The sequence below is a fragment of the Corynebacterium sp. HMSC056E09 genome (assembly GCF_001813425.1).
Taxonomy (GTDB): Bacteria; Actinomycetota; Actinomycetes; order Mycobacteriales; family Mycobacteriaceae; genus Corynebacterium; species Corynebacterium hesseae.
In genome coordinates this window covers 1-15,701 of record NZ_KV812479.1, presented here as the reverse complement: position 1 = coordinate 15,701, position 15,701 = coordinate 1, and the positions used below count along the sequence as shown (strand labels likewise).

The following is a 15,701-nucleotide window of genomic DNA, read 5'->3' as shown; positions in this document are numbered from 1 at the left end:
CCATGTACCCGCTCCGCTCCAAAGTCACGACTGTTGGCCGCCAGGCATCCGGTGCGCGCGCACTATGGCGCGCTACCGGCTCCAAGGAGAGTGACTTTGGCAAGCCAATCGTCGCTATTGCCAACTCCTTTACCCAGTTCGTCCCCGGCCACGTCCACCTCAAGAACGTCGGTGACATCGTGGCCGATGCCGTGCGCGAAGCCGGCGGTGTGCCCAAGGAATTCAACACCATTGCCGTCGACGATGGCATCGCCATGGGCCACGGCGGCATGCTGTACTCCCTTCCTTCGCGTGAGATCATCTCCGATTCCATCGAGTACATGGTCAACGCCCACACTGCCGACGCCCTAGTGTGCATCTCCAACTGCGACAAGATCACCCCGGGTATGTTGAACGCCGCGCTGCGCCTCAACATCCCCACCATCTTCGTCTCCGGCGGCCCGATGGAGGCCGGCAAGGCCGTTGTTGTCGATGGCGTGGCGCACGCGCCGACAGATCTGATTACGGCAATCACGGCGTCGGCCAGCGACGCCGTCTCCGACGAGGGCCTAACCCGCGTGGAGGAATCCGCCTGCCCCACCTGTGGTTCCTGCTCCGGCATGTTCACCGCCAACTCCATGAACTGCCTCACCGAAGCGCTCGGACTCGCACTGCCAGGCAACGGCACCACGCTAGCCACCCACAGCGCGCGCCGCGCTCTCTTTGAACAAGCAGGCCGCACCATCGTCGAGATGTGCCAGCGCTACTACGGCGAAGAAGACGACGCCGTTCTCCCGCGCTCCATCGCCACCAAGGAAGCTTTCACCAATGCCATGGCGCTGGACATGGCTATGGGTGGTTCCACCAACACCATCCTCCACACGCTGGCCGCCGCGCAGGAGGGCGAGGTGGACTTCACCCTCGAGGACATCAACGAGATCTCCTACCGCGTGCCTTGCCTGTCCAAGGTGGCGCCCAACGGCACCTACCACATCGAGGATGTGCACCGCGCCGGCGGCATCCCTGCCATCTTGGGCGAACTGCGCCGCGCCGGCCACTTGAACCTCAAGGTCCATACCGCCCTCTACGACAACGCTGAGGAGTGGCTCGACGAGTGGGATATCCGCGGCGGCAAGGCTACCGACGCTGCCCGCGAGCTCTTCTTCGCCGCCCCCGGCGGCGTGCGCACCACCGAGCCTTTCAGCCAGTCCAACCGCTGGGATGAGCTGGATACTGACGCTTCCAACGGCTGCATCCACGACGCCGAGCATGCCTTCTCCTCCGACGGCGGCCTCGTTGTCCTGCGCGGCAACCTCGCCCCCAACGGGGCCATCGTCAAGGCTGCCGGCGTTGACGAGGAACTGTGGACCTTTACCGGCCCAGCCCGCGTGGTGGAATCCCAGGAGGAGGCCGTATCCATCATCCTGAAAAAGGAGGTCCAGCCTGGCGATGTCATCGTCATCCGCTACGAGGGCCCCGCGGGCGGTCCCGGCATGCAGGAGATGCTGCACCCGACTTCCTTCCTCAAGGGTTCTGGCTTGGGCAAGGCCTGCGCCTTGATTACCGATGGCCGCTTCTCCGGCGGTACCTCCGGCCTGTCCATCGGCCACATCTCCCCCGAAGCTGCCCACGGCGGCCTCATTGGCTTAGTGGAAAACGGTGACCCCATCACCATCAACATCCGCGAGCGCCAGCTCACCCTCGACGTGGACGACGACGTCTTGGAACGCCGCCGCGCCACCGAGGAGCAGCGCGAGAAACCGTGGACGCCGAAAGAGCGAAACCGGCCAGTCACCAAGGCACTGCGCGCCTACGCCAACATGGCCACCTCCGCTGACCGTGGTGCGGTGCGCGTGGTGGATGGCTACGTCAATTAGAGTATGGGGCGATGAATTTCGCCACTAACGCCGCAAGGCGCACACTCCTGACCGCCGCCGGGCTCATCATTGGCCTGGTGGGCGTCATCCGCCACGTCCTCCACACGGACTACCCTGTGGACATGATCATTTACCGTGAGGGCGTGCGCGCCTTCATGGAGGGCCGCTCGGTCTACTCGGAGCCCATGTACGCCGGGGATTTGGCGCTCCCCTTTATCTACCCACCCTTCGGCGCGCTCGTGATGGTTCCGCTCACCGCCTTCGACTGGATGAGTGACGCCCTGGCGGGCGATATCATGATCGTCCTCTCGGATGCGCTGGTCTTCGCCTGCCTCTTCGCGATCTTCCGCGCACTCAAGGTGCCGCACCTATGGCCCACTGTGGCGATCGCGTGGGCCGCGGCCATGTTCTTTGAACCCATCCGCCTCAACAACGGTTTTGCGCAAATCAACATCGTCATCATGGCGTTGGTCGTCTTCGATCTCGTCCCCCGCAAGCGCAAGCTCCCGCAGGGCTGGCTGATAGGCCTCGCGGCGGCCATCAAGATCACTCCGTTGGCCATGCTGCTGTACTTCCTGCTGCGCCGCGAGTGGAAGCCGATCCTCACAGCCTTCGCCTCCGCTGTCGTGGCAACGCTGTTGGCCGCGGCCTACCGCTGGGAGGCTTTTCTCGAATTCTTCAGTTCAAAGCTTCTCGATATGGGCAAGGGCGCAGACTTCGGCGTGGCCACGGACTATCAGTCCAATTCCTCGCTCAAGGGTGCCATCCAGCGCCTCTTTACTTCCCAAGAGGCGATGGACAACCACGGCATGCTCATCAACGTGCTGTGGATCGTGGTTGCGCTCACGATCATCGGCCTCGGCTCCGCACTCATCCTGGCTCAGATGCGGCGCGGCCTGCTTGTCGACGCCCACCTCACCACCGCCACCATCATGTTGCTCATCTCCCCCGTCTCGTGGTCACACCACTGGGTGTGGCTGTCGCTCATCGTGCCGGTTCTGGTCTACCGCGCATGGACGTGGCGTCACCACACCTGGGTCGCTGGCAGCTCGCTCGCAGTTCTCGCGGCTTGGGCAGGCATGCTGCTCACCGTTCCACCGAAGTGGTGGTTCGGCGATAGCATCGACGTCCACACGATGCCGCTGTACCAGAAGTTCTTGGTCGATGACTTCGTGTGGCTGGCACTACTCAGCTGGATTCTCTACGCCATCTGCCTCAAGGCTCGAGGCGCTCAATCCGACAAGCCACAAACCGAACTCGCTGCGGCCCAAACCAACTAAGCCCCGAAACGCAAAACTGCCCGTTCTGACAAAGTTGTGCGCCGCCACTGCAGCGCGAGGGAAAACTTTGGCAACATTGGCACCTCAGCGACGCCATACCATGCGCCCAACTCAGCCCTCAGCTAAATCCTTGAGTGCTGCCAAGTGACCGTCGAAGGCAATCTTGCCGTGCTCAGTCAATGCGACCCACACCGAGTCCTTAGCACGGCTGGTGCCATATTCGCGGAAGCGAGTCACGTAGCCGGCTTGTTCTAACGCTCCGAGCTGCTTGGACAGGGAGGCGTCGGAAAGCTCCGTGCGATCGCGCAACATAGCGAATTTCATCTCACGGTTGACGTCCCCACCCTGTGTGGCGCCAAAGGCATTGAGCGTGGCGCAAATCTTAAAGCGGTTGAGCGGGTGGATTATCGGATCGAGCTCACTCATCGCGGCATCCTATTCAGCGCACCGGTGTGCAACGTCCAAAAGACCGACAAACTGCACAGCACACCTGCGATGCACGAGGCAATAACGTGCCCTTCAACAAAGGGATTGAACAGTGCCGGCAGCATCATAAACCCCAATCCTGCGTAGAAGCGCCAGGTCACATTCCTGGAGGCGTGCGGATCAACCTTCTGACGCATCGAATCCCGCACCCCCGTGCGGTAAAAGAAGGCAAGACTCACCAAGAGCCCGAGTACAAGAAGCAGTCCACCAACAAGAACGAGAGGATGGACGTCATCCTTGATCCACATGTAGGCAAACCACGCGCCGTAAGCAGCCGATGCGAGCAAGCTCAGCCAGATAGGCGGCCGCTTCGCCGCGGCTAGCTGTTGTTGCTCCTCAAATGCGAGTGCTTCTCGAACATCCTGATCGGACAAAACTAAAGCTCCCCTCCTGCGGCACCAAAGTCATTGTTTTCCATTACGGAAACCAACTTACTTTACGCAATGGAAAACAACAACAGTTGGTGTATAACTGCAGGCTGGGAGCTTAAGTAGGCGCTAAAACTCTTAGCTCAACGGGTTGACGCCAGCTCCAAACCACCAGATGGCCACGAGCGCGGCAACGCCAATGACGACAAAGACCCACGAGGTTGCCAGTGGGCGACGGGTCCAGGAGCGATTGAAGTCAAGGGAGATGAATCCCGGACCGGTGAACTGCAGGGCCACAGCGATAACAAAGAGCACCAGACCCAGCCAGACGCTCTCATTCCAGGCAAAGACATCCAACCCAGCACCGGAGGCGTTGAGGCCGTGAATAGCGGAGAAGCCTGTGACGATGAGACCGAACATGGCCGCCAGCGGTGTAACTAGACCCAGAAGCAGGAAGGCACCGGCAATGAGCTGGACGGTCGGCACGCCGATGGCCAAGGCCGCCGCCATGGTGTACTCACCGAACTCGTTCTCCAAGCCTGACAGCCCCTCGTTACCGCCGAGCTTAAAGAAGGTCGAAGCACCCGCCACGAGCAGGTAAACGCTGAGCGCCAGGCGCACGAAAAGCAGACCAAAGTCAATGGTGCCTCGGCGAGCCGACAAGTGCTTTTCTTCTACAGCCTCCGCTTCGGTTGCGGTGACTGGCTCAGCCGCAGGGTCAGCCACGGCAACGGCGCTGGGCTCTTCATCAGCCTCAGCCACTGGCATTGCAGTCGTCTCCGTATCGGTTCCTGCCGTCGCCTCCGCGCGCGGGAAAGCAGTAGTTTCAGTTTCAGCATCAGCGGCAGAGCTGTCGAAAGACAGGGATTCCTTGGAGGCGCTTTCAAAGGTTTCGGTCTTCGCCTCGGGTTCGGCCTCGACGGCGGGCTCTTCAGCCTTCTTTGGCTTGATCACCTGCGGCTCGGCGCGCCCCGGGCGCTGGAAGAGGCTGCTCTTCTTTGGCTTTTCGGCCGCAGCTTCCGCAGGCGCGTTGTCCTTCACGGAGTCTTTGCCCGTGTAGGTCGGGATATCGTCATCAAAGTTGGTGGCTTTATCAGGAGTTTTATCGCTCATACCTCCAACTTAAGGCAGCACAGCACCCTTATGGTGCATCTTTACCGGCGCGGCGCGAAGCTAAAACCGCATGGCCAGCGTTTAAGACGTCTTCGGTGAGATCAGCAAGCAATTCCGATTCCAGCCGCCAGCGTTGCCAGTAGAGGTCGATGTCGAGCGGGAAGTCGTCGAGAAGCACCAGCTCCCCGGACTCCAGCAATGGCTGGGCCTGCAGGCGCGGCACCAAGCCCCAGCCCAGCCCGTAGCGCACAGCTTCGACATAACTCTCCGAGGAGGGAATCTGAGATACCCGTGCGCGCAGGACGTGGGAGTCGATGAAGCGCTCACGCATGGCGTCATCCAAGGTGGCGTCGTTCGGCCCGAAACCCACGATGGGCAGCGTCTCCCAGTCCTCAAAGGTCTCCGCCAGCTCCGGCGCGGCGACGGCAAAGTAGCGCATGGTACCGAGGTACGTGGATTCGCAGCCGGAGACCGGCGTTTGCTCGCGAGTCACAGCTCCCAGAACGTCGCCGCGGCGCAGCATTGCGAGCGTGCGGGCCTCATCTTCGATGCGGATGCGCAGCGCTGCCGCACCGCGCTCGGCGGTGCGCTGGATTACAGGACGAAACCACGTGGCCAGGGAATCCGAGTTGATGGCAACGGTCAGTGGCACGCGGGACAACCGCTCGGTAAGCCGCGCATCCGCTTCCGCCTGGACCAGCGCCATGCGTCGTGCGGCTTGGGCGACGATCTCCCCCGCCTCAGTCACGGTGACGGGGGTCCCGCGGCGCAGGAGTATTCGGCCCGTCGACACCTCCAGTGCCTTGATGCGCTGGCTCACGGCCGAGGGAGTGATTCCCAACACAGCCGCGGCACCCTCGAAGGAACCTTCATCGATGATGGCCAGCAGGGTTTCGGTATGCAGCGGGTTCATGAAGCAATATTAAACCAGATGTAGAACACTTAACTGGACTTCATATGTCGATATACGCACACTAGAAGCCATGTCAGTATTGCTCGCAGGATTTGCGCTGGGCCTGTCCCTCATCATCGCCATCGGACCGCAGAATGCCTACATCATCAAGATGGGTATTAAACGCGACCATGTCGGACCCATCCTGTTGGCATGCTTGCTTTCCGACGTCATCTTGATCACCGGCGGCACCGCCGGCGTCGGCGTCCTTGTGGAGCGCTTCCCCACCGCGCTCGTCGTGGTGAAGTACCTCGGCGCGGCCTACCTCATCTACTTCGGCTTCACGTGCTTCCGCGATGCTTTCAAGAAGGAACAGGAAGCGCTTGTCATTGAGGAAACCGCACCGGTGGCCCAAGTAGTTGATGATAACGCGGGCAATACGGGCGCACCGAGCACCTCCGTGCTCACCAAAATTCGCCCCCGCATGCGCTCGAAATCCTGGGTCAAGCCCGTCCTTGGGGCATTGGCGTTGACGTGGCTCAACCCCTTGGCCTACGTCGACGCGCTGGTCATGCTGGGCTCCATTGCAAACCAATATGGCGACCAGCGCTGGGTGTTCGCAGCAGGCGCCATCATGGCCAGCGCAGTGTGGTTCCCCTCCCTAGGCTTTGGCGCCTACAAGCTCTCCCACGTGCTGGCCAAGCCGACGACCTGGCGCGTCGTCAACATCGTCATCGGCTGCGTCATGCTTGCACTAACGGCGAAGCTGTTGCTCCACTAATTCTTCTGTGAGTCCTCGGGGAGGTCTTCATCCTCGGCGGGATCTCCCACCGCGCCGGTTTCTTCCACCCAGGCCTTGATCTCTTCGTCGCTGCGGTCCTGCTCCACGGCGTCGCGCTCGGTGTAGTAGGAGTGGTCGTTACGGTTTTCCTCCCACTCTTCCTTGTCGAAGTCGAGCTCCTCGTCCGAATCCAGCTCATCGACCACATCGGAGACGAGATCCTCAAAGAGGGCTTCATCATCCATGTTGGAATCGGCGATCTGCTGACCAATCTCATCGTCGTAACGCGCTGCATCGTACTCCTCATCGGGGTGCAGCTTCAGGTGAAGCAGGGCGCGGATGCGCTCGCGGCGCAAGCCTTCATCCTTGATCTTGCCCAGGGAGCGCAGCCATCCAACCACCAGGATGACGACGAGGACGATGCCCATGTAGCCCAGAACCGGGTACACATACTGCATGAGCGCCTTGAAGCCGGCGAAGGAAACCGCGAAACCTGCAAGGCAGCCGGCGATAAAGATAATGCGGTACTTGGACTCGTTGCCGGAGGACAAACGCTTACCCAGCGCATAGAACATGCCGATGGCCGTGTTGAAGATCATCAGGTAGATGATGACTGCCATGATGACGCCAAGGACTGGGTGAACGTTGTCCACCAGGGTCAGCATCGGAATATCTGAATCTCCCACATTCTCCGCGTTCACCAGCAAGGAGAAACCAGCGATACCCATGAGCACCGCGTAGACCGCGCCGCCTACAATGCCACCGACGCCAGCCTCACGCGGGCTGATGTTATCGCCACCGATCACCAAGGACATCGATACAGCCAGAATGAGGGCGAGGCCGTTGTAGTTCAGCGCGGAGACCAACCAATTCGAGATCGGGGACTCAATCGCTTCAGAGGCGCTAATCGCCGCATCAACGCTCTCCGGCATGTGCAGCAAGGTATAGGTGCCAACGAAGAGAACGGCGATGATAATGGTCGGCGTCAAAAGGCCAATAACTTGGGAGACCTTGTCTACGTCGAACATACCCGTAACCATGACAAGCACGAGCATGAGCAACGAACCTACCCACGCAGGCCAACCGAACTGCTGCTCCATGTTGGAGCCAGCACCTGCCAGCATGACAAAGCCCACCGCAAACAGCGTGAGGATCACCGCGACATCAAGAATGCGCGAGATGATCGGGTGGGTAATGTTGCGGAAGACTTGGTTGTGTTCGCTGGCGTGGAAGTAACTTCCTAGTTGGAGGAAGACTGTACCGGCGAGCGTCATCACCAAACCGGCAACCAGGATTCCCCACATGCCGGGAATACCGAAGGACGTAAAGTACTGGACAACTTCCTGTCCCGTGGCAAAGCCCGCACCCACGAGTAAGCCAATGAAGGACAAAGCGATGCCTACGACGTTTTTATAAGACACGTTTTCCTATCTGTTTTCTAGTTTCTTTTCTTTATGCTTTATGGCTAGCGCATAAAAACACGCCATACCTTTGATGGAGTACGGCGGCACACTACTACCACGGTACTCCATCATGACAGGAAAACAGGTGTGCGGCCGTGGAGAGCTTGCTCCAATGGCCGCTAAAGCATGAGGCGGCTCACCTCTTAATGCTCGGCAAACGTAGCGGTATCAATGACGAATCGGAACTTCACATCACCCGCAACGACGCGCTCATAGGCGGCATCGACATCATCGACGCCGACCTTCTCAATGACAGCTCCCAAGCCGTGCTCGGCACAAAAGTCCAGCATTTCCTGGGTTTCGGCGATGCCGCCAATGTTGTTGCCGGTGAGCACCTTGCCGCCGCCTACCAGGCGGTTGAGGCGCAATGGAAGGGCCTCTGGCGGCAGGCCCACGACAGACATGATGCCCCGCGGCTTCAGCATCCGCAGGTAGCCCTCGAGGCTGTACTCGGCGGAAATCGTGGAGAGGATAAAGTCGAACTCCCCGCGGTGGTTTTTGAAAAAGTCCTCTTCTTCGGTGGTGGCGAGCGTACGGTTCGCGCCCAGCTTCGCGGCCTCCTCAGCCTTGCGCGAGGTGCGCGAGATGACAGTGACATCCGCGCCCTTGGCAGCGGCAATCTGCACACCCATGTGCCCCAAACCGCCGAGGCCCACGACGGCCACCTTCTGCCCTTCCTTGACGTCCCAGCGAGCCAGCGGAGAGTAGGTGGTAATTCCGGCGCACAGCAAGGGCGCGGCGACATCGAAGTCAAGGGCATCTGGAATGCGCAGGACGAAGTCCTGATTCACCACGACCTTCTCCGCATAGCCACCTTGGGTGATCGTTCCGTCGACGTCGGTGGAGTTATAGGTGCCCACACCACCGTTGAGGCAGTTCTGCTCCATTCCAGCTTGGCACTGCTCGCATTCGCCGCAAGAGTTCACCAGGCAGCCGACGCCGACGCGATCGCCCACTTGGAACTTGGTGACGTCCTCCCCTACGGCGGACACCACGCCGGCGATCTCATGGCCCACGGTCAGCGGGAAGTGCGCCTCACCCCACTCATTGCGAATGGTGTGGATATCCGAGTGGCAGATGCCCGCGGCCTTGATGTCGATGACGACGTCATCGGCGCGCGGGTCACGGCGCTGGATGGTCACAACCTTAAAAGGTTCGTTTGGGCCTGTCTTTTGGAGTGCTTTAGTAGAAATAGTCATGGCGACTACGGTACCCCGCAGCCGCCTGACCTCGCCTAATGGAAATTTATACCAATTAGGAGAGCTTCTTCGCAATCAGCTTATTGACCTGTCCCGGGTCAGCCTTGCCCTGGGTAGCCTTCATGACCGCGCCAACGATGGCGCCGGTGACCTTCTTGTTGCCGGCCTTGTACTTCTCCACGATGTCCGGGTTGGCTGCCAGGGCATCATCAACGGCCTTCTCGATCGCGCCGTCATCGCGCACGACCTCGAGCCCGCGCTTGGCGACGACCTCGTCGACATCCCCCTCGCCTTCGAGGACGCCGTCGACCGCCTTGCGAGCAAGCTTGGTGGTCAGCTTGCCTTCCTTGACCAGTTGGACCACGCGCGCGACCTGAGCCGGGGTGATGTCGAGAGCGCTCAGCTCAACGCCCGCCTCATTAGCCTTACCGGTCAGGTAAGAAACCCACCAAGAGCGGGCCTCATCCGGGCTGGTGCCGGCATCCACGGTTTCGATAATGAGATCGAGCGCGCCAGCGTTGACCAGATCGCGCATCTCCTCGTCCTTCAGGCCCCATTCCTCTTGGATGCGGGCGCGGCGAATCCACGGCATCTCCGGCAGGGTTTGGCAGATCTCCTCAACCCACTCGCGGGAGACAATCACCGGCGGCAGATCCGGGTCGTTGAAGTAGCGGTAGTCCTCCGCGGTCTCCTTCGGGCGGCCCTTCGAGGTCGAGCCATCCGTTTCCTGGTAGTGGCGGGTTTCCTGGACGATCTCGCCACCGTCGACAAGCACCTGCGCCTGGCGCTGCATCTCAAAACGCACCGCCTGCTCGACCGAGCGCAGGGAGTTGATGTTCTTGGTTTCGGTACGCGTGCCGAACTCTTCCTGGCCCACCGGGCGCAGTGACACGTTGGAATCCACGCGCATCGAACCCTGATCCATGCGGGCATCGGAGACCCCCAGCGCCGCGACGAGCTCGCGCAGTGCGGACACATAGGCGCGGGCAACCTCGGGGGCACGCTCACCGGCGCCAATAATCGGCTTGGTCACAATCTCGATGAGCGGAATGCCCGCGCGGTTGCAATCCACCAGCGAGGAGGTCGCGCCATGGATGCGGCCGTCCGCGCCACCCAAGTGGGTGAGCTTTCCGGTGTCCTCTTCCATGTGGGCGCGCTCAATCTCTACGCGCCACTCGGTGCCGTCATCGAGAACGACGTCAAGGTAGCCGTCGTATGCAATCGGCTCATCATACTGAGAGATCTGATAGTTCTTCGGCTGATCCGGGTAGAAGTAATTCTTGCGAGCAAAGCGCGACGATTCCGCAATCTTGCAGTTCAGCGCCAGACCGATCTTGATGGCGCCTTCCACGCCCTTTGAATTCACCACCGGCAATGCTCCGGGCAGACCCAGCGAAACCGGGTCCACGTTGGAATTGGGGGCTGCGTTGAAGTTCGTGGGAGAGGTGGAGAACATCTTGGTTTCCGTATTGAGCTCCACGTGAACTTCCATGCCCATTACGGGTTCGAACTTTTCCAGGACCTCGTCGTAGTCCATCAGGTCATACATCGCAGCAGTCATGCGTGCCATCTTAGTATGTTAACGCGACACCGTGCGCAACCGCCTAACCCAACAAGGTGATGCCGTGCGTAATAAGAATTTTGGCAATCATGGCCGCTGGATACACCATGGCATAGCCCAAGGCCACACGCTGATCAGTGCTCGTCCGATTATTCACAAAAGCGAGAACTGCCGGTTGAGTCTGAGCTCCGGCCATAGCACCCGCCGTCTTTGTAGCGCCGACGCGCAGGAATCGGCGCATCACAAAGGCAAACCCGAATGCGACCAGCGTTGTGATGATGATGCCAAGGAGAAGAATCTTCCACCACGCGCCGCCTGTAAAGGCACCGGCGATCTCCCCGCCCGCATTCGTTCCGGCTTGGGCCAAGAAGAGCAACAGTCCGAGCTCGGAAAGAATCGTGTTGGCTGAGTGCGGCAATGCGGTCACTGTATTGCCGATTCGCCCAATCCGCGCCATGACCAACGCGACGATGAGAACGCCGGCGGCAGCACCGAGGTTGAAGGAAGATCCGCCCGGAAGCGGGATATCGATATGCCCTACAAAGATGCCAAGGGCCAAGCCGAGGCCGAGGGATACGGGGTTGATATCGGTTAGGCCTTGCGAAGAATCCCCAAGAAAGTTTGAGATCTCGCGCAGCGACTTCTTTGAGCCCACGACGCGCACGCGATCTCCCAGCTCCACGATGTGTTCGGGGACAGCAACCTGATCGTTGTCCGCACGGCGAACGCGCGAAATGCGCGCGCCCCACCGGTCAGACAGCTGGTTGTTCAGCTCCGCAATAGTCAGGCCAGCCAAGCTGTGCTCGGAGATAGTAATGCGACGAAAGTCTAGCTCGTGGCGGTCATCGTTGAGGATCTGCGGGGATTCACGGCCAGCGCGCTCAATGATATTGTCCAGATCTTCCGGGGCACCGACGAGCGTGACCACATCACCTGGGTGCAACACATCGAAAAACTTCGGCAGGACGATATCATTGCTGCCGACGCGCCGCAGGCGGGTCACTTGCACTTCCCCGTTGCCGATGTCTGCAATCTCTGCCACCGCGATTTCTCTCAAAATCTGCATGTGCTGGCGCGTGACGGGTGACAGGGTGTCGTCGTCATTCCCGGCGTCGCGAAGCACGAGCACCGTGGCCGCGAGCATGCCGATGACGCCGAATAAGTAAGAAACCGCGTAGCCCACGGTTGCTGCGCCGGGATCACCCGTAGCTTCCGACGCCGCCGCCAACGCGGGGGTATTCGTCACAGCGCCGGCAAAAGTACCCGCGATGGTGGCATTCGATAGCCCAAAGACATAAGTGCCCAACCCCCACGCGGCAAGCGCCGCGACGATGAAGACTCCAATCATCGACAGCACTGGGCCCGTCGCGGTTTTCAGCGACTTAAAGAAGGACACCCCAGAATTATTGCCAATGCCAAAGGCAAAGAGCACCAACCCGAGCATTCCCAGAATGGGAGGTACGGAGGCCTCCACACCAACGGCGGAGGCGGCGGCCGAAAAAGCAATACCAAGGAAGAGAACGGCGGCCGCCCCTAAGCTAATTCCCCGGGTTTTGATGCCGCCGAGCGCCATGCCGATGCCAATCAGCAAAAACACCAACAGGACCGGCTGCTCAGCAAGGAAAGCTAATACGCTTGTCATCGAAACCTTTATTAACTATGGGCGGCCTTGTCGCGGCGTTTAACCGAAGAGGGCTTGCGCGTTGGCATAGCGCTTTGCCGGAACCACCTTCAGCTTGCCCACGGCATCCTCGAGCGGGACGAGGTCGATGTTTTCACCGTGGAGGGCGACGCACATTCCGGACTGACCATTGTGCGCGGCACGGGCGGCGTGGGTGCCGTAACGGGTTGCCAGGACGCGGTCATACGCCGTCGGCGTGCCGCCGCGCTGGATGTGGCCGAGGACCGTCGTGCGCACGTCGTAACCGGTGCGCTTCTTGATCTCATCACCGATGACCTGGCCAATTCCGTTGAAGGTCTGGTGACCAAACTGATCGACACCGCCCGCTTCGAAGTCCATGGTGCCTTCCTTGGGAAGTGCGCCTTCGGCGACGCAGATGATGCCATACTTCTCACCCATCTGGAAGCGGCGTTCCATCGCCTTGGTGATATCTGCGATATCGAATGGGACCTCGGGGATCACCGTGTAGTGCGCGCCGCCGGCCATGCCTGCATGCAGCGCAATCCACCCAACGTGGCGGCCCATGACCTCCACGATGAGGATGCGGTTGTGGGACTCAGCAGTGGTGTGAAGGCGGTCAATCGCATCGGTGGCCACGGACACGGCCGTGTCGAAACCGAAGGTGTAGTCCGTTGCATTGACGTCGTTATCGATGGTCTTTGGAACGCCGACAACTGGGATACCGTTGTCAGAAAGCCACTTAGCACCCTTGAGAGTTCCCTCGCCGCCAATGGCGACGAGCGCATCAACCTCAGCATCGGCCATATTGGCCTTGATGGTGTCCAGCCCAGCCTTGAACTTATCAGGGTGGAGGCGGCCAGTACCAAGGATGGTTCCGCCGCGAAGGAGGATGCGGTCAATTTCAGCGTCGTCATAAAGGTCACGGCGTCGGTCTTCCATCAGACCAACCCAGCCGTCCTCGTAGCCGACGACCGTATCGCCGAACTCGTTGGATGCGGTGCGAACGACCGCGCGGATAACAGCATTCAGACCGGGGCAATCACCACCGGATGTCAGTACAGCAAGACGCATGACATCCAATCTACTCGCTTCCCTATTGGCTCGCAGTCTCCACACCAGCGTGCAGGGTATCCCGGAAGAAGAGCGAAGCAATACACCCGACGAAAAGGATCGCAGCGATAGCGACCAGCGAGTCCGCCGCGCCGGCGACCTGCATGACTGCTGATACACCGGCCACACCAATCACCGAGCCCACCTGTCGCGATGTGTTATAGACACCGGAAGCAGCTCCCATGAAATGTGCATCAATATCGCGCATCGTCGTCGCGGCATTGGATCCCCAAATAAAGGACTGTCCCGCCCCCAAGGCCGCACATGGCAGGCTCAGCCACCACCCCGAAACACCCGCGTGCATGAGGAACCACAGCACGGCGAAAGTGGCAATCAACATGCCGAAGCCCGTGAGCGCTAATAGTCGTGGATGCAGCCTATCTGCCAAAATCCCCGCTAGTGGTGACACGCACAAAGAAACCAGAGCCATCGGCGTGACGATCATTCCGGCATCTCCCGCCGATAAACCCTGCTCGACCTGCAACCACATCATGATCGGAATCATCATCGACGCAGCCATAAAGCCCATGGACACGATGGCCACCGTGCCCACGGAGTAGTTACGGTCCTTAAACAACCCAAGCGGAACGAGCGCTGCCGCCCCACGGGATGATTGCAGGCGCACGAAGATAGCCATGCCGACAATTCCGGCGACGAGGAGGGCCCAAATCCACCACGGCCAGCCAGTCTCTGGCCCTTGTTGCACCGCAAAGACGAAGCAGGTCAACGAGACAAACGACGCCCCTACCGACACGAAATCAATCCTTCCGGTCGCCGTCGGCAAGGAAGGCACCCACAGGCCGGAAAGAACAATCGCTGCAATGACAATGGGAATGTGGATCCAAAAGACCGCCTGCCACCCAAACGCGGCTACAACGAAGCCTCCCACTAGCGGTCCAGCAAGAGTGGCCAGCGAACCCACCACGCCCCAGGCACCCAACGCACGGCCGCGCCGCTCACGAGGGAAAACACGGTTGATCACCGCCATGGTCTGCGGCATCTGAATGGAGGCACCTAGGCCTTGTAGCGACCGTGCGGCGATGAGAAACTCTACGGATGGCGCCAGCGCACAAAGCAGTGCACCAAGGCCAAAGAGTCCGTTGCCGAGCTGAAACATTCGCTTCTGCCCGTAGATATCCCCTAGCCTTCCAGTAAACAGGAGAGGCACAACCACGGCGAGCAAATAGATGGCCGAGACCCACAGCACCTGATTGACGTCGGCGTTGAACTCACGACGGACGTCGGGAAGCGCAACTGCAATCATTGATTGATCCAGCAACGACATAAAGAAGCCGAGTGACAGCGCCGCCATGGCGAGCCAAGCTTGCTTTTCTGAAGTGTACGTTGCTGCGTGATTCATGGAGGGAAGTCTAGCCACCGTCCATGCAGGCGGCCTAAACTGAAGCGCATGGGAATGATTGACATTAAGAAACCACAGGACGTATCGACGGCCGCGACCGTCTCTCTGGGTCTCATTGGCGGTTGGCTCACAGCTCGGGAAACTGGAATCCGCCCGCTAGGCGGCGTTGTACTCGCCGCCGCTGGCGTCTGGGCCGGACGCAGCTGGTGGGCTAAGACGAACCCAGCCACTACGGCTGGCCTTGCTGCTCTATACACCGGCGCGTTTGGCCTCTCGCACCCGCTGGCTAAGAAGATTGGCTCCTGGCCGGCAGTCCTGGCCGTCACCGCCGCAAGCGCTGGTGCTGCCTACGCGCTTTCCGACGCCCAGTAGATCCCCACGCCCCACGTGCCGCCAACAACGCACGTGGGGTTTTGATTGTTTTCTCACCTTACCCCTACTGCACCCTATCGAACCTCCTAGCTAACAGGGTGCCACTACCCCCGTTTATAGTAGCGACTTGACGTGAATTCACTACTGGCTATGGCTATGTGCGGTGAGGGTCGGTAGAATCATTGTTAGAACATTTCTTCTAACTCATGTTTCTCGGG

14 protein-coding genes are annotated in these 15,701 nt (G+C 60.1%); 4 read left to right on the top strand and 10 right to left on the bottom strand.

Annotated features, from left to right (window positions below):
• Positions 1-2: 2 nt before the first annotated feature.
• Both ilvD and HMPREF2912_RS01400 read left to right on the top strand, forming a co-directional pair.
• Entirely contained in the window at positions 3-1,856 is a 1,854-nt protein-coding gene (ilvD, locus tag HMPREF2912_RS01405) for a dihydroxy-acid dehydratase (RefSeq protein WP_070683064.1), read from the top strand.
• A gap of 11 nt (positions 1,857-1,867) precedes the next feature.
• A complete protein-coding gene (locus HMPREF2912_RS01400) occupies positions 1,868-3,136 on the top strand; it encodes a glycosyltransferase 87 family protein (protein WP_070683063.1) in 1,269 nt (422 codons plus the stop codon).
• 111 nt (positions 3,137-3,247) lie between these two features.
• On the opposite strand, the gene HMPREF2912_RS01395 is transcribed toward HMPREF2912_RS01400, so the two are convergent.
• The 4 genes from HMPREF2912_RS01395 to HMPREF2912_RS01380 all read right to left on the bottom strand — a co-directional run bounded on the left by HMPREF2912_RS01395 (position 3,248) and on the right by HMPREF2912_RS01380 (position 6,016).
• Positions 3,248-3,562: a transcriptional regulator gene (locus HMPREF2912_RS01395; protein WP_070683062.1), complete on the bottom strand. Its 315-nt coding sequence runs from the start codon at positions 3,560-3,562 to the stop codon at positions 3,248-3,250.
• Entirely contained in the window at positions 3,559-3,996 is a 438-nt protein-coding gene (locus HMPREF2912_RS01390; protein ID WP_070564297.1) for a hypothetical protein, read from the bottom strand. Before HMPREF2912_RS01390 ends, HMPREF2912_RS01395 begins: the two co-directional genes overlap by 4 nt.
• 132 nt (positions 3,997-4,128) lie before the next feature.
• The gene (locus tag HMPREF2912_RS01385) at positions 4,129-5,103 is read right to left on the bottom strand and encodes a DoxX family protein (RefSeq protein WP_070564294.1); all 975 of its coding nucleotides are present in this window, start codon (positions 5,101-5,103) and stop codon (positions 4,129-4,131) included.
• Positions 5,104-5,131: 28 nt separating this feature from the next.
• A complete protein-coding gene (locus HMPREF2912_RS01380; protein ID WP_070524444.1) occupies positions 5,132-6,016 on the bottom strand; it encodes a LysR family transcriptional regulator ArgP in 885 nt (294 codons plus the stop codon).
• 70 nt (positions 6,017-6,086) lie between these two features.
• Between HMPREF2912_RS01380 and HMPREF2912_RS01375 the strand changes: the two genes are divergently transcribed.
• Complete coding sequence (locus HMPREF2912_RS01375) at positions 6,087-6,776, top strand: LysE/ArgO family amino acid transporter (protein ID WP_070683061.1); 690 nt, start codon at positions 6,087-6,089, stop codon at positions 6,774-6,776.
• Here the strand turns inward: HMPREF2912_RS01375 and HMPREF2912_RS01370 are convergent.
• From HMPREF2912_RS01370 to HMPREF2912_RS01345, 6 genes are all read right to left on the bottom strand, one after another.
• Positions 6,773-8,197, bottom strand: a complete 1,425-nt coding sequence (locus HMPREF2912_RS01370) for a YkvI family membrane protein (RefSeq protein WP_070683060.1) — start codon at positions 8,195-8,197, stop codon at positions 6,773-6,775. The two genes, HMPREF2912_RS01375 and HMPREF2912_RS01370, sit on opposite strands and share 4 nt — an antisense overlap.
• 185 nt (positions 8,198-8,382) lie before the next feature.
• Entirely contained in the window at positions 8,383-9,438 is a 1,056-nt protein-coding gene (locus tag HMPREF2912_RS01365) for an NAD(P)-dependent alcohol dehydrogenase (RefSeq protein ID WP_070683059.1), read from the bottom strand.
• 55 nt (positions 9,439-9,493) lie between these two features.
• Entirely contained in the window at positions 9,494-11,008 is a 1,515-nt protein-coding gene (gene gatB / locus HMPREF2912_RS01360; protein WP_210396356.1) for an Asp-tRNA(Asn)/Glu-tRNA(Gln) amidotransferase subunit GatB, read from the bottom strand.
• A gap of 34 nt (positions 11,009-11,042) precedes the next feature.
• On the bottom strand, positions 11,043-12,641 hold the full coding sequence (locus HMPREF2912_RS01355; protein ID WP_070683057.1) for an aspartate:alanine exchanger family transporter: 1,599 nt from the start codon (positions 12,639-12,641) through the stop codon (positions 11,043-11,045).
• Between the two features lie 39 nt (positions 12,642-12,680).
• Entirely contained in the window at positions 12,681-13,712 is a 1,032-nt protein-coding gene (locus HMPREF2912_RS01350) for an ATP-dependent 6-phosphofructokinase (protein ID WP_070524457.1), read from the bottom strand.
• 22 nt (positions 13,713-13,734) lie between these two features.
• Positions 13,735-15,111 (bottom strand): MFS transporter, encoded by a 1,377-nt coding sequence (locus HMPREF2912_RS01345; RefSeq protein WP_070596740.1) that lies wholly within the window; start codon positions 15,109-15,111, stop codon positions 13,735-13,737.
• Between the two features lie 48 nt (positions 15,112-15,159).
• On the opposite strand from HMPREF2912_RS01345, the gene HMPREF2912_RS01340 reads away from it, so the two are divergent.
• Positions 15,160-15,483 carry a hypothetical protein gene (locus HMPREF2912_RS01340; protein WP_070524461.1) on the top strand — a complete coding sequence of 108 codons (324 nt, stop codon included), beginning with the start codon at positions 15,160-15,162 and terminating at the stop codon, positions 15,481-15,483.
• Positions 15,484-15,701 lie beyond the last annotated feature (218 nt).